This window comes from Mesorhizobium sp. ORS 3428 (genome assembly GCF_001854785.1).
In the GTDB taxonomy this organism is placed as follows: domain Bacteria; phylum Pseudomonadota; class Alphaproteobacteria; order Rhizobiales; family Rhizobiaceae; genus Mesorhizobium.
Genome location: NZ_MDFL01000126.1, coordinates 276527 through 299754, shown reverse-complemented (window position 1 = coordinate 299754; position 23228 = coordinate 276527). Strand labels below are relative to the sequence as shown.

Below are 23228 nucleotides of genomic sequence, written 5' to 3'. Positions count from 1 at the left end.
TTTAAGTACTTTATCCACTGAAAAGTCACGTCCTCGGCGTTGTCATGCGACACCCGTCGCAATTCCGCCATTTCTACAACCTACGCGGCAAGCTACTTGGGGTAGTGACTACAAAAGGGGCGCTGCGTGGGGCGATATTTTTTGCTCGTCTTCTTGAATCTGTCGTGTCTGGGCGTTTTATTAAGTCTTCCTCCTGCTGATCTGCGTGGCTCCACCGTAACGGCGTCTGCTGCGCCGTCTAAGCCGCCGGCTGCGTCGCCGGYTGAGGCCATGAGAGCTGTTGCAGYGGTCGGTATGGCCAAAGGGGACGTCATGCCTTTGCGCTTGCTCGGYACCGAGATGATAAGTCAGGTCACCGGCAAGAATTCCCGGAACGACACAGCTGCGCGCTGGGATGTCCACGGGACCGACCTTGGTCACATGTTCTGGCACCGGGGCCAGCTCTATATGGTCTTTGGCGACACTTTCGGGCCAGGTGGCTTTGGCGGAAAGAACTGGCGCAGCAACGTCATGGCCCGGATTGCCGATYCGGATCCGCGCCACGGGTTTCCGTTCGAGACCATGATCACCGGGCCTGACGGCGCGGCAAAGGAATTGATCCGCTCCCGCAAGATCGATGGCGACGAGAAGACCGTCATCCCGACCCAGGGCATCTCCCTTGGGGCGCGCATATATCTCCACTACATGTCGGTGCAGCATTGGGGCGAGACAGGCGGCAACTGGACCGTCGGCCATTCAGGCATCGCCWATTCCGATGACGACGGACAGACATGGACGGCGCCGGCGGGCGCGACATGGCGCGAGGCCTGCGGTTTCGAGCAGGTTGCCTTCGTCGCGGCGGACGGATTTCTYTACAGCTTCGGCATACCTGAAGGGCGCTTCGGCGGAGTGAGGCTGCGCCGGGTTGCGCGTGAGCATGTCCTTACGCCCGATGCCTACGAATACTGGGACGGCGCGAAGTGGGGCGCCGATCCGAAATCCGCGGCCGTCGTCGTGCCCGCACCGGCAGGTGAGCTCTCCGTCGCTTGGAGCGAGCCTCACCACCGTTGGCTGATGATGTATCTCGATGAAAAGCGGCGGGCCGTGGTGCTGCGCACCGCCCCCGCGCTAACTGGCCGCTGGAGCGATGCTCAGGTGGTGGTGACCGCGGATCAATATCCGGGTCTCTATGCTCCCTACATCGTCCCGGGAACCGAGATCGATGCCGATCTTTACTACACGATGTCCCAATGGGGTCCTTATAACGTCTTCCTCATGCACACGAAGCTCGATCCGGCCGCCCCGGCAGTCGCCTCCGCCGGCGCTCCGACCGCGCCGCTTGGCGCCGCGGTAACACCGGTCGCCTCGAAGTGATCGGCCGCTTCGTCGCTTTTTGGATTTGCACACGTATTTGGGCGCAACTGGCAGAGCCGCTTGGCCGGATGACCTATTCGGCACAGGAGCAGAGTTCGTCCGGTTCACGAATGTGTTAGGACCGGCCTGCTGTCGCGTGGTTGCCTGGTAACAGAGCGTATCAACTTATTAAAACCGATAACTTTTCCGGCCAGAGCCATGGGACGCGCCCAGACCTGGGTGGCCGGCCGATGGCCAGGCGCTAGATGTAAGCCCGGAACCGGACCGCGGCGGGCAGCATTCCCTAAAGTCCCTTGTTGTCCACGCCGGTCCCTGTTGTCCACATCGGATTGTCAAGGTCTTGGAATCGGGGGGCAGCGAGAATGGCTGTGAACGATCCAGGAGACATCTGCGTAGACGGACGAACCGTCGCTGCGCTCTCCCCGGTCAGAGCCATCCTTTAGATGAGGAGGCCAGGATATGAGGAGGTTCATCGCCTCGATCTGCTTCGTGATGGCATTGACCGTTCCGACAGCCGCTTTCGCCTATGTCGGGCCAGGAGCAGGTTTGGGCCTGCTGGGCGCCCTTTGGGCACTCGTTGCCGCGCTGGCAACGGCTCTTTCGTTCATCATAGCCTGGCCGTTTCGCAAAGCGCTGAGGCGCCGGCGTACTTCGCGTGGAAGGGACCCGACCGAAAAGCGCGCCGACCCGGCCCGCCGGGCTGAACGTCAGGGCTCGAGCGACGAACCTGGCCATTGAGGCAATCCGATGGGTCTCCTGGATCTGCCTTCGCCGCTTCTCTCGGTGCTGGACAATTGGCTGACGCCATTCCTGCCGTCGGCAGCCAAGCTCGTGCTTTGGGCGGCGCTTGGGGCTTTTCTTTGCATGGAGCTCTACCGGGTCCTGTCGCCGCAAAAGCGCATTGCAGAAATCAAGCTGGCATATGCGCGGGCACGGCAGATCGTCGCCGACTTCGACGGCGAGTTCGAGGAAGCCTGGCCCCTTCTTCGCCGCATGCTGACGCTGGCGCTGCGGCGGGTGGCGTTGGTGTTTCCGGCAACCATCGCCGCTTCCCTGCCTTTGCTCCTGGTCGCCGTTTGGCTCGACGGCCAATACGGGGATGTCTACCCGCCGCCGGACGCACAAGTTGGGGTCGTTGTATCCAACGACTTCACGGGACGCTGGGTGAGCGGCAGCAATGGCGTCCCGCACGCGCAGATCGTCGACCGGACGGGAGCGGCAATCGCCGAGGTGCCGGTGACAAGGGCGGTTTCCGTCATCCGGAAATGGCGTTGGTGGAACGTGCTGATCGGCAACCCCRCCGGCTACCTGGCGGACGACTTGCCGTTCGATAGGATCGACCTGGGCCTGYCCCGGCAGCAGGTTCTGGGGATCGGTCCTGCCTGGCTGCGCGGCTGGGAAGGCATCTTCTTCGCGGCGACGCTCCTTGTTGCGCTGATGCTCAAGAGCCTGCGCGGCATCGCATGACAGGCAGGCATCATAGCCGGGCGGCGAGTCTGGAGGTCGATGGCTGGACGGAGGCTGTCGGCGGGCTTCTCGAGCGTTTCCCGGGTTTCTGGATCAAGGTCGGGGACTGGGAAACGCGACTGCTTGCCGAGCGGATCGACGGCACCGGGGTGAAGCAGCCAATCTACATTGCCGGCCTCGCCCGTTCGGGCAGCACGATCCTGCTCGAACTGCTTGCACGCCATCCCGACACGGCCAGCCATCGCTATCGCGACTTTCCTTTGGTGCCCGCGCCCGTGGCATGGAATTGGTTCGTCGACCGCGCCGGGCGCACAGGGCAAGTAGCTGCCGAGCGAGCGCATCGCGACCGCATCAAGGTGACGCCGGAGAGCCCCGAGGCATTCGAGGAGGTCCTCTGGATGGCTTTTTTTCCGAACCTTCACGATCCGTCGACGAACGCGGTGCTGAATGAAAGCGCGTGCCACCCCAGCTTCGAAGCCTTCTATCGGGACCATATCCGCAAGCTGCTCGTGTTGCGGAAAGCCAGCCGCTATCTCGCCAAGGGCAACTACAACGTCACGCGCCTGCGCTATCTGAGGAAACTGTTTCCCGATGCCCGCTTCATCGTGCCCATCCGCGATCCGACCTGGCACGTCGCATCGCTGATGAAGCAGCACCGGCTCTTTTCCGACGCGGAGAAAAAGGACCGGCGGGTCCTGCGCCACATGCGCCGCAGCGGACATTACGAGTTCGGATTGAATCGCGTGCCGATCAATGTCGATGGCCGGACGRCCGCTGAGATCGTCGGGCTCTGGAAAAGCGGCAAGGAGGTCGCGGGATGGGCGGCCTATTGGGCCTCGATCTACGGATATGTCGCGACGGTGCTGGATGATCCGGCCATGGCCGGGAGCATATTCGTCATCCGCTACGAGGACCTTTGCCGCGATCCAGGCGCTATGGTCTCGGCGGTACTCGACCACTGCCGCCTTGAAGACCGCGGCCTGAAGCAAACGGCGCAAGCGACCATGAGCTTCCCAGCCTATTACGAGCCATCKTTCACGCAGGCCGAGCGCAGCGAGATCCACGACCGCACGGCGGCTGTTGCTGGCCGGTTCGGATATGGGTGAGCACAAGGTCATGTTCAGGTTCTTTCCACCGCGTTTCACGGTAACGACGCGTCGGGGGCAGAAACAGCCCTTGCGCCGGGCTTCCCGTGCCCGCCTTGCGCAAAAGACAGAGCAGCAGCCGAGCAGTTCGGCAACCCATCGCGGCCGAGGGCCTGGACGCGCGATGGAGAAAATCGGAACTGCGCTCTTCCTGTTGATGATCGTCTTTGTCGCCTTCGTCGCGGGAGCGATGACGGTCTTCGGCCGGGTATTTCCGTCGGAATTTCTTCGCGACGCCTATCGGGCTGGAGAAGCCCTGGTCCTGCAGCGGCAGATCATCGACAACCCGGTTCTCGCCAATCTCTATCAGCCGGCCCGCACTCCTGCCCGCGGCGTCACCATCTATGAYCCGCAGCGTGCCGAACCCGGATATACGCTCTACACGTCCGGAGACGACAATGCGGCGCGTCTCGTCGCGATGGACGGCCATGTGGTGCACGAGTGGCGCCGCCCGTTCAGCGATATCGCGAAGAGCGGTGCCTTCGGCAGAAAGCCGCAGCCCGACTCGCTCGTCTACATGGACAGGGCGGTCGTCTTTCCGAACGGCGATCTTCTGGTCATCTACATTTCATCCGCCGATTCCCCGTGGGGCTACGRCATGGTCAAGCTCGACAAGGATTCCAATGTGATCTGGAGCTACCTCGCTCCCGTCCATCACGATCTGACCGTCGCGCCGGACAATCGCATCTACACGCTCTCCAATGAGTTCGACTTCAACCCAGTCGAAGCCGCGCCGCAGCTCGACCGCCCACACCTAGACGATTTCGTGGTCGTCCTTTCGCCGGACGGAAAGGAGATCAGGAAAGTATCGCTGACGGACGCCTTCCTGCGCTCGCCCTACTTCTCGCTTTTGGYCGTCCTGCCCTACTTCGCTCTTGCCGATCCGCTCCATCCCAACACGGTCGAATATATCGACGCGAACAAGGCGAAGAACTTTCCATTCGCCGAGGAGGGCGATGTGCTGGTTTCCTTCCGGGACATGTCGCTCATCGCGGTCCTTTCCATGAAGACCGCTGAGATCAAGTGGGCAACGCGCGGCCCGTGGCTCGGACAGCACGACCCGAGAATTCTGCCGAACGGCGACATCATGCTTTTCGACAATCTCGGCGGCATCCRGCACGGCAACAATTCCAGGGTGATCCAGTACGACCCGCGCACCTCGAGCGTAAGGTGGAGCTACGCCGGCAATGCCCAGCACCCGTTGTCCAGCGCGCTGCGCTCCGATGCCCAGCGTCTTGCCAATGGCAACACGCTGATCACCGAATCCGACGGTGGGCGCATTTTCGAAGTGACGCCCCCGGGAGACATCGTGTGGGAGTTCGTCAATCCGATCCGTCGCGGCCCCCACGACGAGCTTATTCCGATCGTGAACGGTGGCGAGCGCATAGATCCCGCGATGTTCGATTCCGCGTTTCGCAAAACGCTCGAAGGAGAACCGCGCCAGGCCTCACGCTAATGCATGTCGCCCAAACGTGCGCAGCGGTTTGGGGAACGACATGCATCAAAACAAAGACTTAAAGCGCGTCGTCTGAATACGTTTCAGCGCGACGCGCCTTTGTGCACGTTACAGCTTCAGCGCCTTGAAGACGCGGCGAGGCATCAGGCGGATTGCCAACATGATCCAGCGCCAGAACGACGGCACATAGACGACGTCCGTCCCCTTGAGGATGGCCCGATGGATGCGCCTGGCGACGGTTTCGGGCTGCGCCCAGAGCAGGCCTTTCTCGAATCCCGCAGTCATTGGGGTGTCGACAAAGCCGGGCCTGATCGTGGTCACGCCGACACCGGCCTTGTAAAGCCGCTGCCGCAAGCCCTCCAGGAAAGTGTCGACAGCCGCCTTGGCCGCTCCGTAAACGTAATTGCTTTGCCGCCCGCGATCGGCAGCGACTGAGGTGACGACCGCGATCCGGCCGCTTCCCTTGCGTTCCATCAGCTCCGACAGGCGCGTGAGCAGTGCGACGGTGCTGACGGCGTTCGTCTGGATCTCCTGCACTGTCAGCTTGGCCGATGCCTGACAAAGCTGTTGGTCGGGCAAGGTGCCGTGTGCCACCAGCGCCACGTCGATGCCGCCGAGAGCCTGCTCGGCTTGCTCCAGAACCGCGCGGTGGCGGTCCATCTCGTTGACGTCCAGGACTTCACACCCCGCGATCTCGGCGCCTCTCACGGCAAGGTCGTCGGCCTCAGCCTTGAGCCTGGCCTTGCGCCTTGCGACGAGAAACAGCCTGTCGCCGTTTTCCGCGAAGAGACGGGCCGTTGCTTCGGCAATTGCCGAGGTCGCTCCGATGATCAGCACCTTATGCATCGGCTGCCCCCTCTCTCGTGTCGCCGGAAGTCACGCGTCGCCAGAAGTTGGACATGAAAGCGGGATCGCGATAGCGCTCGAAACGATGCAGCGCTGGATAGCCGCGCTCGAAGATCCTTGCCTTCATGCGGGCATCCTTGGCCGGATAGACGGCGCCGCCCGCCTCGGCGGTGATCTCGTCCAGCGTATCGAGCAGGGCGAGCGTCGACCGGCCACGATCGGGAAAATCGAGGGCGAGCGTCGTCCCGGGTCTCGAGAAGGACAGCCAGCCTGGCGGCTTGCGGTCGCCGAAAACCTTCAGCACGGAGAGAAAAGATCCTTCCCTGGCTCGTGCCACCCGGGTGATGAGCTCGCCGATCGCGCCCTCTGCCTGGTCCTGCGGGATGACGCATTGATATTGGTAGAAGCCCTTGCGGCCGAACAGCCTGTTCCAGTTCGGTACGGCATCGAGCGGATAAAAGAACGGCTCGTAGTGGACGATCGCGCGCCGGGGGCGCGGCCACCGGTAGACGGCGGCGTTGAACAAGCCGACCGCGGCCCGCGGCAGCAGCGAGATCGGCGGCGTGAACGGCAATCCCGGCTTGCGGCGGGAAGGCGCGACGGCATGATTCCCGGCTGCGTGGTTGCCGCGGAAGAAAAGCCCGCGAGCACCGCCCGGCCCGGGTGTGAGGGAATCGATCCAAGCGACCGTGTATTCGTAGGCATTGTGCGAGGCGCGGCTGAGTTCCAGGAACTCCTTGACGCGCGAGAAGCGCAGGCTCTCAACCTCGATTGCCGGCCCGTCTATCCGCTTGAGCGCAATCTCGGCCCAAAGAATGACGCCGGTGAGTCCGAGCCCGCCGATGGTTGCTCCGAACCAGTCGGCATTCTCGCGCGGCGAGCACAGAAGCCGGCTGCCGTCGGAGCRCAGCAGCTCGAAGCGCCGCACATGATGRCCGAAGCTTCCGGCCCAATGATGGTTCTTGCCGTGGACGTCGTTGGCGATGGCTCCGCCGACCGTCACCTGCTGCGTGCCCGGCGTTACTGGGAGAAACCAGCCCTTTGGAACGAAACGGGCAAGGATATCCGACAGGAGAACGCCGGCTTCGCATCGGAGCACACCCGTCTCGGCGTCGAACGAGATGAACCGGTCGAGGTCGCGAAGATCGACGAGAGTGCCGCCGCTGTTCAGGCAGCTGTCGCCGTAGCTGCGCCCGTTGCCATAGGACAGGAAGGGACCGAGGCCCTCGGGAAGCTGTTCGTCGCGCCAGTGCAGACGGATCGCGCCTTGCGTGCCCGGCGCCGACGGTCGCCCCCACGACCGGTATCGGCCATCGCGTCCCATCACATCGCCAGCCAGATTACGGCGCCTCCAAGGACTGCGAATGTCAGGCTGAGACGGTCGCGTGCGGCGAAGATCAGCGGATCACTGCGCATCTCGCCGCGGCAGGTCTTGATCCAAATCCGCGTCACCCAAAAAACGAGAACGGGCACGAAAACCCAAAGAAGGTCAGGGCGAGTATAGGCAACCAGGACCTGCGGGGTGCTGAGATAAAGGGCAAGGACGAGGGCTGCGACATAGCCCGCGCCCACCCCCATGCTGTTGAGCATCTGCAGATCGGCAAGCAGATACCCTCGGCCCGAACTCACCTTCTTGCCGTGCCGCTGCATCAGCAGCAGTTCCGCGCACCGCTTGGCGAATGCGAGGCTGAGAAAAATGAAGATGGAGAAGGTGAGCAGCCATTGGGAGAGCGGGATGTTTGCCGCCGCGCCGCCGGCAAAAACTCTCGTCGTGTAGAGCAGGGCGAGCGTTACGACATCGACCGCCTCCAGGCGCTTGAGGAAAAACGTGTAGGCGAGCGTGACGGCATAGTAGAGCGCGAGCACGGCACCGARCTGCCAAGGCAGGAACGAGCTTAGCGCGACGGATCCCGCCAGCAGCGCCGGAATAAGCATGAACCCTTGCGCGATCGGAAGACGGCCTGAGGCAAAGGGCCGGCTGCGCTTGTCGGGGTGATGCCGGTCGTCCTCGATGTCGACGATATCGTTGAGCACATAGACGCTCGAGGCGCAAAGGCTGAAAGCGAAAAAGCCTGTCACAAGCGCCACCAGCGCCTCGGTGTCGGTAAATCTAAGCGCGGCAATCAACGGGGTGAAGACAAGCAGGTTCTTCAGCCATTGGTGCAGGCGCAAGGCATGGACGTAAACGGAAAGCGTCGGCTTGGTGCGCGGAAACACCTCGTCGACATTCGCGTTGGCAAACGCCCAGTTGAGCGTGCGCGGCGACGCATTGACCACAGTCGCAAATCGCGCGGCGCGCCAGATCGGAAAGTCCGCAGCAGCATTTCCGGYATAGTCGAACCCATCGGCGCCGAAGCGATCGCGCAGGGCGGCGAGCTTGTCGTGGCTCGTCAGGTTGCGCTTTCCGTCGCTGGCAAAAACCTCCTCGAACAGACCGAGCTGATGCGCGATCTGATGAGCAAGGGATTCGTGYGCGCCGGTCGCCAGAACGAGCGTTCGGCCACGGGCTTTCTCCTGTTTCAGGTGTTCGACGAGCGGTCTGTTGAAAGGCAGGGCCGAGAGGTCCAGCGCCACCCTTTTTGTGACCTGCGCCTTGAAGGCGGCCTTGCCGCGCATGAGCCAGAGCGGCAGCAGCAGGATCGACAGGAACGACCGCTTCACAAGCACGATGACGGACTCCACCAGCAGGTTGCTGCGGATCAGTGTTCCGTCGAGGTCGACGACAAGGGGAACCGACGATTTTGCGGCGCGCGGCGGTTTATCGGCCTTCGGGATCGCTTGGAGATGCTGCATGAGGGCTCTTTCTCTCTGACCTGTGCCCCGAACCTGCCGCTATCGGACCGGGAAAGGCTTCGATAGCTGACCAGGCGCCTAGTCCGAGCGCCACCGCGAACCAGAGCGTGGCGAGTCGAACAATTGTGGTTGTTGCAACGGCTGCGGGCGCCGTTGCGCCGGCGTAAGCAAGAAGGGAAATCATCACGATTTCTGTGCTGCCGAGGCCGCCGGGCAGAAAGGACAACGCGCCGGCAAGCATGGCGGTTGCGTAGATTCCGATTGCGAGTTGAGGCCCAATATTGAGGCCTAGTTCCCTGGCCACGATGTATGTGCCGATGCCTTCCGCGCCCCAGGCAAGGAGGCCCAGAAGGGTTCCGATGACGGCAAGCCGGACCGTCATCATTGACCGGACGTCATGAAGGAACGCCGTTGCAGTATTGGCCAGGGACGGAACGAGCCGTCCCGGCAGAAACCCGGAAAGCCGTTCGAGACGCGCAATCGTAGCGGGATGCTGGGCAGCGACCAGCGCTGCCACCAACCCTGCGCCGAGAAGGCCCAACCAGCGGATGGCGGCGCCGGAAGAAGCAGCGATGAACATCGCGAGGATGCCGACCGCGACCACGTCGAACAGGCGCTCGTTGTAGAGAGCCGCCAGACAGCGCCTCGGGCTGATGCCAAACGGGCGGAGATAGAAGGTGCGCAGCGCTTCACCGACCTTTCCCGGCGTCGTAGTCAACGCAAATCCGGTCAGATAGATCAGGAAATGCCTGGACGGGGGCAGCGCGGTCGAAGAAGGGGAAAGCATCAGCGACCAGCGCCAGAATCTGAGCGCGTAGTTCGCCAGGGACAACAGGAGAACGATGGCCAGCACGCGCAAGTCGATTGCTGCCATGGCGGCCATGACGTCGCGAAAGCCGACGCTCGAGGAAAGCACCAGATAGGCAGCGACAAAAATAACGATTGTTGGAACAAGAAAGCTTCTCGCGCGAAGTATGTTTCTGCCTTGTTCACTACTCAGCATGTGCACGCGCGCTCCGGAACTCGCGGTCTGGTATGCGTATCTTTGCGGCTGGGCCGTGAAGCGAACTTCCGGAATCCGGCCGGACTCTGCACCCGGCGTTTGGGCCCGTCTCCCGGCCAGGGGCGATGACCGTTGGTCTTTGCGGTCTGCCATGGCCTGGACCTTCCGACCCAGGCCTCGGTCATGAACGCCGCAGATTCTGCAAAGTTCCAGACGCCGTTTGCCTGGCGGCGATCCATCCAGCGAAGCCAACGCGGTGGAATCTGACGCGCTTGGTGGCGGTCTACCGAGCGACCCAAATCATGGCGCTTGGCCAAATCTTGACTTTTGGCTTGTACGCCGTCGGCCGAGTTCGATGGCGCCGAGCCAAGATCGCTGGAAAAGGGGCGGCGCAGCCGTTAAGCTGGATCGCCGCAAGCTACCGGCTCATTGGCTAAATTTCGCCCTTTGTGCTTTCAGTTTAGGCAGTGAAACGCACCGGTTCGCGCGAGGAAAGATTTTCCCTATCGAACCGCAATTTCTTGAAATACCGGCCGCCTCAAATTATGGCCTTTGACGTGTTGTTTGCCGGGGGCAGACTCGATAATGCCGATACCGCATGCGATCACGAACCATTGTGCCCGGGAAGCCGAAAGCATCTTCCAAGGTTGCGGCAAGGCCGCAGGGGCATCAGGAGTCCGAATGGCGGCGCGGTGATGATCTGTCGGCCTGGTTTCCAGACATTCCTGCTGAGAGACAGYCGCTGCTGAACGCCAAAGGCGGGCTGTCGGTCGGTCATACTCGGCTGGTGCAGCAATTCTTGAGCAAGAATTTCTCCCGAAAGCTTTCGCTCGCGGAGATGGCGGCGGTCTGCGACCTCTCTCCCTACCATTTCGCCCGCGCCTTTTCGAAGACCTTCGGGATATCGCCGCATCAGTATGTCCTCATGCTTCGCTTGGATTTCGCCGAAAAGCTGCTTGCTGAAAGTGACATGTCGATCACGGACATCGCCGATTTGATCGGGTTTTCGAGCCAGAGCCACTTCACCACCACCATGAAGAGGTATCGCAATATCACCCCTTTGCAGGTGCGGGAGAGGCGATCGCAGGCCGGTAAGTAAGGTGGCGATAATTTGTTGGTCGGTTATTTATCGGTCGGCTTATAAAAGGAATATCTAAAGTAAATTTGCGTTAACCTCCAGAATATCGGCTGTATATTTTCATACAAACAGCAATTTGTTGAAATACGAGTTTCTGAAAACGTGTCTTTCTCCGGCAGGCTGGGCATTTCGGATTCTGAGCGGGCTGAGGGAGACATGAGCGACGATACGGCTATCGGCCGGGGCCTTTCCGAGGAGATCGGCTACTGGCTGGAGTCGGCATCCAGGACGCTCGATAAGCGCTATGGAAATGGCGTGCCCCAGGCCAAGCAAGATGTGCTGCTCGCCCATTATCTCTATGGTCTCACCACCGTGATTCACGCAAAGGACGCGCCTGCCGTCCATCTGGCGGCGGTGCGGTCCTACCTCGGCCGGCTCCTTTCGGACGAGCGGGTCACGAGAGCGCTCCAGGCCGTGCCGGAGGAGGGGGACTCCTGGCTTGAAAACACACTCGATCGCGTCGAGGCGATCGGTGAAAAGCAAGGCCATGCGCTGCTGGCGCGCGGCCTCGACATCGTCATCCCATTTCCGAGCAGACACGCATCGGCGGCGGGGTCGGCGGAACCTGCCGCGATCGAGCGCGACCCATTGAATGAGGCACTCCCGCAATGAATCTCAGGCAAGGACGAACCATCCGGCACGGATCGGCCCGCTTCGCTGGAAACTGGGTTCCCGGCGCTGCCGACAGCCGCTCGTTTCGCCGCCGCTTGATGGCGGCGCTGCGCAAGGCGCATCGCGTGCTCGGCATGAAACGTGAGCGGTTGGGGCATGGGATGCTCGGCACCGGCGGGGCGGCCGGCGCGCTGCTCGTCGTGGTCGGGATCATGACACCGCAAGCGGCGTTCGCRCAGGTTGCCATGGGCAATKGGGTTGTAAGCAATCCCGCAAACTGCACCAATCCCAGTGCTGCGACTGCAGGCAGCACCGCTATCGGCTGCGGCAGTAGCGCCGGGCCCAGTGCGACAGCCATTGGCTATGGCACCGTTGCCAATGGCCAGAACGCCCTGGCGATAGGTGACGCAAACAGCACGACCGGCGATGGTTCGATCATCATCGGCTATGCCAATTCGGCCAACGGCCTCAATGCGATAGGCATGGGTGTCTTTGCGAACGCCACCGGCATCAACGCCCTTGCGGTAGGCGGCAATGCCCACGCCAACGGGGACGGATCATCTGCCTTCGGCGTCAACACCACTGCAAACGGCGCAGGTGCGACCGCGATCGGCAATGGGACGAGTGCTTCGCTGAATGCTGCGGCGTTCGGCCTTGCTGCCGCGGCAAGCGGGCTGCGCGCCACCGCGCTCGGGTATGGGGCGAAAGCGTCGGGAGTGGATTCGTTTGCCCAGGGCAACAACGCCAGCGCAAGCAACCAGAATGCCATCGCGATAGGCTTCCAGGCGGTCGCGTCCGACATCAACACCATTAATATTGGCGGGCGCACTGTCGCGGGAACGGGTGCCCTTGCACAGGGCGCCATCGCCCTTGGCACGGATGTGATGGCATCTCAGCAAAGAACCGTTGCCATAGGCGTCCTGACCAAAGCAACGGGAACGAGCGCTACGGCGATGGGCAACACAGCCAGCGCCTGGGGCAACCAGTCCATCGCCCTCGGCCTGGGTGCGCAGGCAGGCGTTCAGGCCAATACGGCTTTGCCAAATAGCATCGCGATCGGCACGAATTCGCTGTCTTCCGGTGGGTTTGCCATYGCGATGGGAACTGCCTCAATTGCCAGCGGCTCCGCCAGCACCGCGATTGGCAACACGGCTGTTGCAAGCGGCCAAAACGCCTCATCGTTCGGGTCTGGAGCGAGTGCGACAGGAGATAATTCTCTCGCTGCCGGCGTCAGCGCCAGCGCCAGCGGAATCGCCAGTACCGCGCTCGGCATCGGCGCCAATGCGTCGGCGGCGAGCGCCATCGCCGTCGGTAACAACGCCAAGGCCGATGCCGCCAACGCGGTGGCCATGGGAACCAACGCGGTGGCGACCGGCGGCCAGGCGGTCTCCATCGGCGCGAACAACACCGCTTATGGGGACGGCGCGGTCTCGATCGGCGATCCGAGCTATGCCAGCGGCACCGGCGCCTTCACCGGTGGCGCCAACAACATCGCCAACAGCGACGGCACGGCGAGCGCCACCGCTTCCAATCAGGCCGCCGGCGCGGTCGCGATCGGCAACAACAACAAGGCGATCGGACAGGGCTCCGTGGCGCTGGGTAACGGTTCCACCGCAGGTGCGGCCGGCTTCGTCGGCAATGTCGCCTTGGGCAATGGCGCAACGGCGACGGCAAGCTCCGGCGATGTCGCGCTAGGCTCGGGCTCGGTGACAGCCGTGGCCGTCGGTACGGGCAGCGCCACAATCGGCGGCACGACTTACACCTTCGCCGGAACGACGCCGACCTCGACGGTGAGCATCGGCGCTCCGGGCTCCGAGCGGACCCTTACCAATCTCGCTGCGGGACGGCTCAGCGGCAGCTCGACCGACGCGGTCAACGGCTCGCAGCTCTTCGCGACCAACCAGAAGGTGACGCAGAACTCCACTGACATCGCCAATCTCAGCTCGTCGCTCACCAACATCAACAATGGCGCCGGCATCAAGTATTTCCACGCCAATTCTACCCTGGCCGATTCCCAGGCTCTGGGGACCGATTCTGTCGCGATTGGCCCCAATGCGGTCGCCAACAATCCCGGCGACGTGGCGATCGGCCTGAATGCGGTTTCCGGCACGACAACCGCGGTCGGCGGCACGGTCATCGGCGGCACGACCTATACCTTTGCGGGCGCGACGCCGGCCGGCGCGTTCTCGGTCGGTTCTGCGGGCGCCGAGCGCCAGATCCAGAACGTTGCGGCCGGGCAGTTGAGCGGCTCGTCGACCGATGCCGTCAATGGCTCGCAGCTTTTCGCCACTAACCAGCAGGTGACGAAGAACACAAACGATATCGCCGCCAATACCGCCAACATCACCAATCTCGGCAACACGATCAGCAGCATCGCCGGCGATACCTCAACCACCTACACCGACGCCAATGGCGACGGCATTCGCTATGTGCGCACCAACGACAGCACGCTGCCTGTCAGCGACGCCTTCGCGCAAGGGGTCGGCTCCTCCGCGCTGGGTTACCAGGCGACGGCATCTGCCGGCGATTCGCTGGCACTTGGCCGGGGCACCCAGGCTACCATCGCCGGTTCGGTTGCGATCGGTGCGGGCTCGGTGTCCGATCGCGCGATCGCGGCGGTGTCGGGATCGATCATCTCCGGCACCGGTCTTGTTCCCTACAACACAACGGACAAGACCCTGCTCGGCGCCGTTTCGGTGGGTACCTCCATCTCCTATCGCCAGATCACCAATGTGGCCGACGGCACCGAGGACCAGGACGCGGTCACGCTTCGCCAGTTGAAGGGTGCGCTGAGTTCCTTCGCGGTGACGCCGACCCAGTATTTCCACGCCAACTCGACGGCCTCGGACTCGCTGGCGGCCGGTGTCGATTCGGTCGCGATCGGCCCACGCACGACCGTCAATGGCAACAATGGCATCGGCATGGGGAACGGCGCCATCGTGCAGTCAACGGCGCCGGGCGGCATCGCGATCGGCCAGAACGCGACCGTCAACCAGGCCGACAGCATCGCCTTCGGCACGAACTCGACCGCGAACGGCACCCAGGCTATGGCGCTCGGCGCCGGCGCCACGGCCAACGAACCGGGCAGCGTCGCGCTCGGCGCTGGCTCGACGACGGCGGCGGCGGTCGCCACGACGGGCACGACGATCAACGGCGTTGCCTACACCTTCGCCGGGACCACTCCGACGAGCACGGTGAGCGTCGGCAGCGTCGGCAACGAGCGCACGGTCACCAACGTGGCGGCGGGCCGGATCAGTTCCACCTCCACGGACGCCATCAACGGCAGCCAGCTCTACGCGACCAACCAGGCCGTCGAAGCAGTGCAGGGGAGCGTCGGCAATCTGAACGAGTTCGCGGTCCAGTACGACAAGAACCCGGACGGCACCAAGTCGAACTCGCTGACGCTCGTCGGTGGCGACGTGAATGCCCCTGTGGTCATCCACAATGTCGGCGCCGGCACTGCCGACACCGACGCGGTCAACGTCAAGCAGCTCACCGACGGGCTGGCGCTCAACCTCGCGGACTCCAAGACCTATACCAACCAGGTGGCTGCCACCACGCTCCAGCAAGCCAACGCCTATGCCGACTCCAAGCTCAGCCAGCTCAACATGGACATGGGCGAGGTTCGGGGCGAGGCGCGCCAGGCCGCCGCGATCGGTCTGGCGGCGGCGTCGCTGCGCTATGACGACCGACCCGGCAAGCTGAGCGTGGCGGCCGGCGGCGGCTATTGGCGCGGCGAGGGGGCCGTCGCGTTCGGCGCCGGCTACACCAGCGAAGACGGGAGAGCCAGGGCAAACCTGTCCGGCACGACGGCGGGGGGGCACTGGGGTGTCGGYGCAGGCGTCAGCTTTACTCTGAACTGAGTCAGCCCATGGCCAGGCACGCAGTTTCCGCTGCCGCAATGGGCATGGCTTGCCTGCTCCTGTCCGGCCCGCGCGCGGTCGGGCAGGAGGCGGTACCGGCTGCCTATCGGATACGACCTTCGGAAGTCGCCGTGCCTGCGGACGTGAAGCTTGGCCAATATCAGCGGATCACACGCCCATTCGAAAACTGGACGCTGATCTGCGACGAGAACCTGCAGGCCAGGAAGAAGGTGTGCAACATCAGCCAATCCTTCATCGACCACGGCCAGGCGCTGGTCTTCAGCTGGTCGCTTGCCGCTGACGAGAAGGGCAAGCCCTTCATGATATTGCGAACGCCAAGCCAAGCTGGCGCCGGAAGCAGGCTTTCGCTGAGATTTGCCGGCCGCAAGCAGCCGGTGGACGTTCAACTGCAGGGCTGCGACACGTCGGTTTGCGTCGGTTATCTCCCCGTCGGTCCCGTGCTTCGCGGAGAGATCGCCAAGGAGACCACCRTCCAGGTTTCCTATTCCCTGCCGTCGGGGGCGACCGTCAGCCTCGACGCGCCGTTCAAGGGGCTCAAGATCGCGCTGTCGGCCATCAAATAGAAAGACTTACGAATGACACGCCAATCCATCGAGGAAAGAATTCTGATGCGCCCTGAGCCCATGGTGCCGCAAGAGCCGCCGGCAGGCCCGCCGAGGCGTTCATCGCTCCGGCGGCTGCTGCGAAACACGGCGCTGCTTGGTGCCTTCGCCGTCATGATCGCAGCGGGGGTCATCCTGTCGTTCCGTTTCTTCCCCGCGCTGGGGACTTTCGTGGCGGGCACGGCCTCGGCGCAATCGCAAGCGCCCGTGCAGGCCAAACCTGCCGAGAACCGGCCCACGGAGAACCGACCCGCGCCGGCAGATGCCTCGGCAAACAAGACGCCGTTCCAGGCGCACGCCACCCAGGCCGGCATCCGCACCTGTTCCAACGTTTTTGCCGCGCTCGGTCAGGCTCTCACTGCGGGATCGACCTATGCGGTGCAGACACAATGGGATAGCACCGCGCCGGATACGCATGCCTTGCAGGCCGTCGCCGGGATGAGCTACGACCTGCCCGACTACAAAACGCAGGCGGCCGGCGTCGTCTTTGCCTCGCCGATCGRCCAGACTTGCGAAGGCGGCTTCGTGCGGGTGGCTCCGTTCCAGCGCTCTTGCCAGGATGTCGCTGCGACTCTCCCGAAGGGCAGCCAACTGGCGGACAATCTTTCGAACACGATGCTGTTCAACCTGGCCAACAATGGCGGCCAGGCGCTGCTCGTGCCCACCGGAAATACCTGCATCGTCGTCTCGGTCGCGCGCATGGCCGGCTAGAGCGCCCGGCCTGACGGTGGATTGCTGAATAGCCACAACTGCTGGAGCACGAAATGCCGATCGATCGCCGCATCTCATTGCCGCTGCTTGYGGCGCTCGCCGGGCTTACGGTTGCGAGCCACGCCGCGGACCTGGTGGCGGCGCCGCCGGCGCCGCCGGAGCCGCCAGCCGAGGAAAAAGGCATCTGGGGAGCGATCGCCTTTTCGCCGGTCGACGGCCGGCACGGCTTCTTCTGGGGCGCCGACAAGCGCGACGAGGCCGAGGACATTGCGCTCAAGCATTGCGAGAATGCGGACGGTGCCGGCTGCCAGCTTGTCAAGGTGTTCCGCAACCATCGCCACTGGGACGATGACGACGGCACAGGCTTCCCTTATGAGCACTGCGCGGCGCTCTCGGTCGGCAAGACTGCCCATGCCGGCAAGCCCTTCTTCTGGGGCGCCGCGTCGGCCACGACCCGCCGCGAGGCCGAGGACAAGGCCACGGCGCAGTGCGGCGGCAAGGAGAAGGAGTGCAAGATCCGCGAATGGGTCTGCACCTGACGCAAGGCCTCTCGATCAGAGGGCAGGGCGCTTGGCGATGGCAAGGCCGATGCCGAGCGCGATCATCGCGCCGCCGGAAGCCTCGCGCAGCCGGCGTATCGCGCCGGTGCGCCCTGCAGCACCTTCCCTGATGCGGCTCGCCGCGAAGGCGACCACGACATCGGCAAGGGTGTTGAGCGTCACCGACACGAAGCCGAGGACCATGAACTGCAGGGCGACGTGGCCGGCGCCGAGGTTCACGAATTGTGGGATGAAGGCCAGAAAGAAGGCCGCCGTCTTCGGGTTCAAGGCCTCGACCAGCACCCCCTCTCGAAACGCTCGCCTGGCGCCGACCGCGGGCGCCGGGGTGCCGCCCTCCAGCATTGTCTTTGCCTCGCGGCGGGCGGACTGGAAGGTGCGGAAGCCGAGCCACACGAGATATCCGGCGCCGACCAGCTTCAGCCCCGTGAACAATTCCGCGCTTGCGAGCACGATTGCCGAAACGCCCAGGCTGCCGGCAAGCACATGCACCATGCCGCCCAGACCCGTCCCGACACTGGAGGCGATGCCCTCGGCGCGCCCTCCGGCCAGTGTGCGCGCAGCGACGTAGAAAATGCCCGGTCCAGGCGTGATGGCGAGCAGGAAGGCCGCGGCGAAATACAAGGCGAACTGGGTCAGGTCAGGCATGACGGGCTCACTGGTGGACGGGATCGTATTCACAACGGAATGAGTCGGGCGACCTCGCGGTCCGAAGGCCGCTCGCTCGCCGAGAGGCCGGCCACGACGCCGGCGCGATCGGCAGCGTTGCGGTTTTGGCTCATCTTGCGCTTGCCCTCGATCCTCGTGATCGGCATGCGCAGGCCGACAATGCCGCGCAACTGCGCCTGGATGAAATCCGCCGGCGCATCCGATACGGCCCAGGGAGCGGTGCGCCCGCCTTCATGGAGATTGGTGAGACGCGTCACGATTTCGAGCACCCGGTCGGCATCCTCGAAGAATTCGACCGGCCCATAGGCGTGGACGGCGACATAGTTCCAGGTCGGCACCACCTTTCCGGTTTCCTGCTTGGTCTGATACCAGGCCGGCGTCACATAGGCGTCCGGCCCCATGAATATCGCCAGCCCGTTGCCGAGCGGTGGAACGCGCCACTGTGGATTGGCCTTCGCGACATGGCCGTAGATCGTGCCATGCTCGCCCTCGCTCTCATCGAGCAAAAGCGGCAGTGGCGTCGCCAGCGGCCCGTCGGCGGTAGCGGTGACCAGGGTTACCAGCCGCGCCGCGCGGATCGTTGCCCTCAGRCTCTCCTTGTCGTCGTCGCGGAAGGCGGGCGGTATGTACATGATGAAACTCCTTGCGTTGCAAGCAAGGATGCCTGAAGTCTGGCTTGGCTAAAACGTCCAGTTTTGAAGGTTTTGGGTGGTCCAGTTGGAGCAGGACGGTGTCGCGCGCCGGATCATCGCGGCGATCAAGGAGCAGATACACAGYGGCGCCTACCGGCCCGGCGACCGCCTGCCCTCGACGCGGGCCTTCGCGGCCGAATRGGGCGCGTCCCGGACCACGGTGACGGCAGCCTACAGCCAGCTCGATGCCGAAGGCTACCTGATCATCCGGCACGGGGCTCGCGCGATCGTGGCGCCGGGACTTGAGACGGCTTCGGCCAAGACGTCTCCCGCGACCGGCGCACCCCGCAACCTGTCGGCATTCRCCCGACGCCTGCTCGCTCTGCCTGCCCCGGCGAAACAGCAGCCGGCCAGGGTGGCCGATTTCCGCTATGGCGACCTGTCCGGGGAGGATTTTCCGGTGCTGGCCTGGCGGCGGGCATCGAACAAGGCGATTCTCAGACGCAGCACGCGGATGCGCTATGGCGACCCTCAAGGGTCTTCCGCTCTCCGCAGCGCGCTTCAGGGTTATCTATGGCGCGCTCGCGGCGTCAGTTGCACGCCGGACCAGATCGTCGTGGTCAACGGCTCGCAGCAAGGGCTCGATCTCTGCGCAAGGCTGCTCCTCGACCCCGGCGATCCATTTGTGATCGAGAACCCCGGCTATCTGCTCGCCCGCCATGCCTTTGTGGCGGCGGGCGGCGTCGCTGTGCCGGCTGCGGTCGACGCGGACGGGCTGAGGACGGATTCGCTGCCGCGTGCCCGTCTCGCTTACGTGACCCCCTCGCATCAGTTTCCGCTCGGCGGCGTGCTTTCGGCGAGGCGGCGGCGCGCCCTCCTGGCCTGGGCCACGGCGACAGGCGCCTATATTGTCGAAGACGATTACGATGGCGAATACCGCCACGACATCGCGCCCATCCCGCCCCTGCAGACGCTCGACCCGGACACGGTCATCTATGTCGGCACGCTGTCGAAGACGCTTTCGCCCACCTTGCGGCTCGGCTATCTCGTCGCTCCCGCCAGCCTGTGTCGGGCGTTCGGCGAGGCGAAGCGCCTGACCGACCGGCATGCTCCGATGCTGGAGCAGGACGTGTTGGCCGACCTGTTGGCGAGCGGCGCCTACGAGCGTCACGTTCGCAGCATCCGCAGAAAGAACGCCGAGCGCAGGGAAGTCCTGCTACAGGCGCTGGCCGATCACCTGGGGCAGAGGGTCTCGGTCGCCGGTGCCGAAACCGGACTGCATGTCGTTGCCTGGTTGAACGGCATCGCTGCCGAGCGCGAGCCGGCGATCATCGCGGCGGCACGCGCCGCCGGGATAGGCCTCTATCCCGTCTCCCCGCTCTACGACCCAACCGGGCCCCGACCTGAAACAGCCGGTTTCATCCTTGGCTATGCCGGGCTCGACGCGGAGGCGCTGCGACGCGGCGTTGCGGTGCTGGCGACTGTTCTCGCCGAGCATTACTGAGTCCGCCTAACGCATGTCTCCCGAAAGTGGGCACCGGTTTCGGGACAAAAACATGCGTAAATCAAAGCCTGAAGCGCATGGAGCGAATCTGAAAGATCGCGACGCGCTTTAGAAGATCTCGTCGGTAAGCTCTCTGATCGGACCGAGCATGGTCGAACCGGTCGGCACGCCGTTGTCGATCGGGATGGCCCTGCGCTCGGGCAACTCGGACACCGGTTGGCCGAGATCAGCCGTCACGATGACCGGCGTCTTGTTCGGCACACGATCATAGAGGTCGATGATGTCCTGGTTGATCAGGCGCACGCAGCCCGATGAGACCGACTTGCCGATCGACCACCATTCCGGCGAGCCATGCAGGCGGTAGAGCGTGTCCTGGTTGCCCTGGAACAGATAGAGCGCGCGGGCACCGAGCGGGTTCTTCAAGCCCCCGGGCATGCCGCCATTCTTGGYGCTGAACTGCTCCAGTTCTGGCTGGCGGGCGACCATCTCGTCTGGCGGCGTCCACTTCGGCCACTTCTGCTTCCACTGCACCACGGCATCGCCTGACCATTCGAAGCCGGCGCGGCCGAGGCCGACGCCGTAGCGGATCGCCTGGCCGCCCTCGCGCACAAGGTAGAGGAAATGGTTGGTGGTATCGACAACGATGGTGCCGGGCCGCTGTCCGGTCGGGTCGGGTACGATCTGGCGCAAGTATCTGTGATCGATCTTGCTCACCGGGATGGCCGGCAGGTCGAAGCCGTTGTCGGACATYGGTCCGTACATCGTCTCGTAGTCGCCGAGCGGCGGCTCCACATAGGCCGGCGGCGGCGGCTGAATGGGTTCGGGACCGGGACCGGTGGTGGTGCAGGCAGAAACCGCGACGGAGGCAGCGCCAAGGGCAGTGAAATTGAGGAAGCCACGACGGCTGATGCGGAAGGATGCGTCTGACATGGTCGCCTTTTCTAGGTCGCAGTTCGCAAGAATGCATGGTTCCGCAGGCTGGCCGCCGGCAGCTCCAATAACAGTCGGCGGTGATAGGCGGTTCCAATTCTGGCCTGAGGGTGGACAAACAAAGGCGAAGCTGWGACTGCAAGACATCTGTTGCGTTGCAGCAACAGCAAGATCAGCCACCTGCAAGAAGGCCTTCGAGCGAAGGCAGGATCAGCCCCGGCGGCAAGTCCTGATACTCGTCCGGCTGGTTGGTGCGATTGATCCAGACGGTACGGAAGCCGAACTTGGTGGCGCCCGCGACGTCCCAGCGGTTGGAGGACTGGAACGACACCGCCCCCGGATAGAGCCGCCAGGCGGTGACCACCATGTCGTAGACCGATGGATCGGTCTTGAAGCGCCGGATCTCATCGACCGAGAAGACGTCGTCGAGGATCTGGTCGAGCGCCGCGGATTTCGCCGCCGCCTGCAGCATCTCCGGCGAGCCGTTGGACAGGATCGCGAGCTTTGCGCCCGATGCCTTGAGCGCCTTCAGCACCGCCGGCACTTCCGGATAGCAGTCGAGCTGCCAATAGGCCTCGAGCAGCCTGTCCCTCAGCGCCGGATCGACTGACGGCACCTTGCGCAGCGCGAAATCGAGCGCCTGCTCGGTCAGTTGCCAGAAGTCGGCATAGGCGCCCATCAGCGTCCTGACCCAGGAATATTCGAGCTGCTTGGCGCGCCAGATTTCGGAAAGCTGCTGGCCGTCCGGCCCGATCTCGCCGGCATGGCGGCGCACGGCCGCATGCACGTCGAACAACGTGCCGTAGGCGTCGAAGACATAGGCCGCATGATGCATGAAGAGAGTTTTGCGGCGAGCCGGGGCGCCGCGCAAGCATTGATTGCGCTCAAGTGCCTCTGGCCTCAACGATTTTTCCCGATGTCGGTTGACGCAGGCCGTCAAAGCATCGTCAATGGCGGGCTGAAAATCATCTTGTGGACGCGAACCATGACACTTGCGGCTGCGGCGCAATCCGCGACATGGACCTATGTGGACGGTGACTGGTACGAGGGCAATGTCGCCATTCTCGGACCCCGCAGCCATGCCATGTGGCTGGGCACCAGCGTGTTCGACGGCGCCCGCTGGTTCGAGGGCGTGGCGCCCGACCTCGATCGTCATGCCGCGCGCGTCAATGACTCGGCGATCGCGCTCGGCCTGAAGCCCACCATGACCGCCGAAGAGATCGTCGGGCTGACCTGGGATGGGCTGAAGAAATTCGACGGCAAGACCGCGGTCTACATCAGGCCGATGTACTGGGCCGAGCATGGCGGCTACATGGCCGTTCCTGCCGATCCGTCCTCGACCCGCTTCTGCCTCTGCCTCTACGAATCGCCGATGATCCCRCCTTCCGGCTTTTCGGTCGGCGTCTCGCCGTTCCGGCGCCCGACCATCGAGACGATGCCGACCAACGCCAAGGCCGGCTGCCTCTATCCCAACAACGGCCGCGCCATTCTCGAGGCCAAGCGGCGCGGCTTCGACAATGCGCTGGTGCTGGATATGCTGGGCAACGTCGCCGAGACCGGCACGTCCAACATCTTCCTGGTCAAGGACGGCCGCGTGATGACGCCGGCGGCGAACGGCACCTTCCTCTCCGGCATCACCCGTTCGCGCACGATCAGTCTGCTCGGCGACTATGGCTTCACGACCGCCGAAAAGGCGCTCTCGGTCCGTGATTTCCTCGAAGCGGACGAGATCTTCTCGACCGGCAACCATTCGAAGGTGGTGCCGATCACGCGCATCGAGGATCGCGATCTCCAGCCAGGGCCGGTGGCCAAGAAGGCGCGCGATCTCTATTGGGATTGGGCCCATTCGACTTCCGCCGCCTGAGCGGATAAAAAGGCGATCGGCGCTTCATTCCGGAGTTGCCCCAGCCCATTCCAGACCTATCT

Annotated in this window: 20 protein-coding genes and 1 pseudogene; 13 read left to right on the top strand and 8 right to left on the bottom strand. The window is 63.7% G+C overall.

Annotation, left to right across the window (positions count from 1 at the left end):
• Nucleotides 1–339 precede the first annotated feature (339 nt).
• The 4 genes from ORS3428_RS20280 (at nucleotide 340) to ORS3428_RS20260 (ending at nucleotide 5421) form a co-directional block, all read left to right on the top strand.
• The gene (locus tag ORS3428_RS20280; RefSeq protein ID WP_157895977.1) at nucleotides 340–1353 is read left to right on the top strand and encodes a DUF4185 domain-containing protein; all 1014 of its coding nucleotides are present in this window, start codon (nucleotides 340–342) and stop codon (nucleotides 1351–1353) included.
• A gap of 864 nt (nucleotides 1354–2217) precedes the next feature.
• Nucleotides 2218–2820, top strand: coding sequence for a hypothetical protein (locus tag ORS3428_RS20270; protein ID WP_131802934.1), 603 nt, complete (start codon nucleotides 2218–2220; stop codon nucleotides 2818–2820).
• Nucleotides 2817–3926, top strand: coding sequence for a sulfotransferase family protein (locus tag ORS3428_RS20265; RefSeq protein ID WP_071100049.1), 1110 nt, complete (start codon nucleotides 2817–2819; stop codon nucleotides 3924–3926). Before ORS3428_RS20270 ends, ORS3428_RS20265 begins: the two co-directional genes overlap by 4 nt.
• 163 nt (nucleotides 3927–4089) lie before the next feature.
• Nucleotides 4090–5421: an arylsulfotransferase family protein gene (locus ORS3428_RS20260; RefSeq protein WP_071100048.1), complete on the top strand. Its 1332-nt coding sequence runs from the start codon at nucleotides 4090–4092 to the stop codon at nucleotides 5419–5421.
• A 108-nt stretch (nucleotides 5422–5529) separates the two neighbouring features.
• Here the strand turns inward: ORS3428_RS20260 and ORS3428_RS20255 are convergent, their stop codons facing one another.
• Genes ORS3428_RS20255 through ORS3428_RS20240 form a run of 4 tightly spaced genes read right to left on the bottom strand, consistent with a single transcriptional unit; the run spans nucleotide 5530 to nucleotide 10063 of the window.
• Nucleotides 5530–6267 carry an SDR family oxidoreductase gene (locus tag ORS3428_RS20255; protein WP_071100047.1) on the bottom strand — a complete coding sequence of 246 codons (738 nt, stop codon included), beginning with the start codon at nucleotides 6265–6267 and terminating at the stop codon, nucleotides 5530–5532.
• The gene (locus ORS3428_RS20250; protein WP_071100046.1) at nucleotides 6260–7591 is read right to left on the bottom strand and encodes an FAD-binding oxidoreductase; all 1332 of its coding nucleotides are present in this window, start codon (nucleotides 7589–7591) and stop codon (nucleotides 6260–6262) included. Before ORS3428_RS20250 ends, ORS3428_RS20255 begins: the two co-directional genes overlap by 8 nt.
• On the bottom strand, nucleotides 7591–9060 hold the full coding sequence (locus ORS3428_RS20245; RefSeq protein ID WP_071100045.1) for a UbiA family prenyltransferase: 1470 nt from the start codon (nucleotides 9058–9060) through the stop codon (nucleotides 7591–7593). Before ORS3428_RS20245 ends, ORS3428_RS20250 begins: the two co-directional genes overlap by 1 nt.
• Nucleotides 9026–10063, bottom strand: coding sequence for a lysylphosphatidylglycerol synthase transmembrane domain-containing protein (locus ORS3428_RS20240; RefSeq protein ID WP_157895976.1), 1038 nt, complete (start codon nucleotides 10061–10063; stop codon nucleotides 9026–9028). The genes ORS3428_RS20245 and ORS3428_RS20240 overlap by 35 nt, the downstream gene beginning before the upstream one ends.
• A 598-nt stretch (nucleotides 10064–10661) precedes the next feature.
• Between ORS3428_RS20240 and ORS3428_RS20235 the strand changes: the two genes are divergently transcribed.
• From ORS3428_RS20235 to ORS3428_RS20210, 7 genes and pseudogenes are all read left to right on the top strand, one after another.
• Entirely contained in the window at nucleotides 10662–11162 is a 501-nt protein-coding gene (locus tag ORS3428_RS20235) for an AraC family transcriptional regulator (protein ID WP_083355223.1), read from the top strand.
• Between the two features lie 195 nt (nucleotides 11163–11357).
• Nucleotides 11358–11813 carry a hypothetical protein gene (locus ORS3428_RS20230; protein WP_071100043.1) on the top strand — a complete coding sequence of 152 codons (456 nt, stop codon included), beginning with the start codon at nucleotides 11358–11360 and terminating at the stop codon, nucleotides 11811–11813.
• Between the two features lie 98 nt (nucleotides 11814–11911).
• A pseudogene (locus ORS3428_RS20225) lies at nucleotides 11912–15119 on the top strand (beta strand repeat-containing protein); the annotation flags it as partial.
• Nucleotides 15120–15133: 14 nt separating this feature from the next.
• Nucleotides 15134–15676 (top strand): YadA-like family protein, encoded by a 543-nt coding sequence (locus ORS3428_RS34455; protein ID WP_443136866.1) that lies wholly within the window; start codon nucleotides 15134–15136, stop codon nucleotides 15674–15676.
• Between the two features lie 8 nt (nucleotides 15677–15684).
• Complete coding sequence (locus ORS3428_RS20220; RefSeq protein ID WP_071100041.1) at nucleotides 15685–16260, top strand: invasion associated locus B family protein; 576 nt, start codon at nucleotides 15685–15687, stop codon at nucleotides 16258–16260.
• Nucleotides 16261–16413: 153 nt separating this feature from the next.
• Nucleotides 16414–17010 (top strand): hypothetical protein, encoded by a 597-nt coding sequence (locus ORS3428_RS20215; RefSeq protein WP_131802933.1) that lies wholly within the window; start codon nucleotides 16414–16416, stop codon nucleotides 17008–17010.
• A 53-nt stretch (nucleotides 17011–17063) separates the two neighbouring features.
• The gene (locus ORS3428_RS20210; protein ID WP_083355221.1) at nucleotides 17064–17549 is read left to right on the top strand and encodes a DUF4189 domain-containing protein; all 486 of its coding nucleotides are present in this window, start codon (nucleotides 17064–17066) and stop codon (nucleotides 17547–17549) included.
• A gap of 15 nt (nucleotides 17550–17564) precedes the next feature.
• Here the strand turns inward: ORS3428_RS20210 and ORS3428_RS20205 are convergent, their stop codons facing one another.
• Both ORS3428_RS20205 and ORS3428_RS20200 read right to left on the bottom strand, forming a co-directional pair.
• Complete coding sequence (locus tag ORS3428_RS20205; protein WP_071100039.1) at nucleotides 17565–18215, bottom strand: LysE family translocator; 651 nt, start codon at nucleotides 18213–18215, stop codon at nucleotides 17565–17567.
• A gap of 29 nt (nucleotides 18216–18244) precedes the next feature.
• Nucleotides 18245–18868, bottom strand: a complete 624-nt coding sequence (locus ORS3428_RS20200; RefSeq protein ID WP_071100038.1) for an FMN-binding negative transcriptional regulator — start codon at nucleotides 18866–18868, stop codon at nucleotides 18245–18247.
• Nucleotides 18869–18944: 76 nt separating this feature from the next.
• On the opposite strand from ORS3428_RS20200, the gene pdxR reads away from it, so the two are divergent.
• Complete coding sequence (gene pdxR, locus ORS3428_RS20195; RefSeq protein ID WP_108723104.1) at nucleotides 18945–20372, top strand: MocR-like pyridoxine biosynthesis transcription factor PdxR; 1428 nt, start codon at nucleotides 18945–18947, stop codon at nucleotides 20370–20372.
• A 108-nt stretch (nucleotides 20373–20480) separates the two neighbouring features.
• Here pdxR and ORS3428_RS20190 read toward each other — a convergent pair whose 3' ends face one another.
• Both ORS3428_RS20190 and ORS3428_RS20185 read right to left on the bottom strand, forming a co-directional pair.
• On the bottom strand, nucleotides 20481–21302 hold the full coding sequence (locus ORS3428_RS20190; protein WP_071100036.1) for a L,D-transpeptidase: 822 nt from the start codon (nucleotides 21300–21302) through the stop codon (nucleotides 20481–20483).
• Between the two features lie 172 nt (nucleotides 21303–21474).
• Nucleotides 21475–22137, bottom strand: a complete 663-nt coding sequence (locus tag ORS3428_RS20185; RefSeq protein ID WP_071100035.1) for a haloacid dehalogenase type II — start codon at nucleotides 22135–22137, stop codon at nucleotides 21475–21477.
• 150 nt (nucleotides 22138–22287) lie between these two features.
• On the opposite strand from ORS3428_RS20185, the gene ORS3428_RS20180 reads away from it, so the two are divergent.
• Nucleotides 22288–23166 (top strand): branched-chain amino acid aminotransferase, encoded by an 879-nt coding sequence (locus ORS3428_RS20180; protein ID WP_071100266.1) that lies wholly within the window; start codon nucleotides 22288–22290, stop codon nucleotides 23164–23166.
• Nucleotides 23167–23228: the final 62 nt, after the last annotated feature.

Excerpts from the sequence above, each read along its gene's own strand:
- ORS3428_RS20255 (WP_071100047.1), bottom strand. The coding sequence starts at position 6,267 with ATGCATAAGGTGCTGATCATCGGAGCGACCTCGGCAATTGCCGAAGCA.
- ORS3428_RS20240 (WP_157895976.1), bottom strand. The coding sequence starts at position 10,063 with ATGCTGAGTAGTGAACAAGGCAGAAACATACTTCGCGCGAGAAGCTTT.
- ORS3428_RS20230 (WP_071100043.1), top strand. The coding sequence starts at position 11,358 with ATGAGCGACGATACGGCTATCGGCCGGGGCCTTTCCGAGGAGATCGGC.
- ORS3428_RS20205 (WP_071100039.1), bottom strand. The coding sequence starts at position 18,215 with ATGCCTGACCTGACCCAGTTCGCCTTGTATTTCGCCGCGGCCTTCCTG.
- ORS3428_RS20185 (WP_071100035.1), bottom strand. The coding sequence starts at position 22,137 with ATGCATCATGCGGCCTATGTCTTCGACGCCTACGGCACGTTGTTCGAC.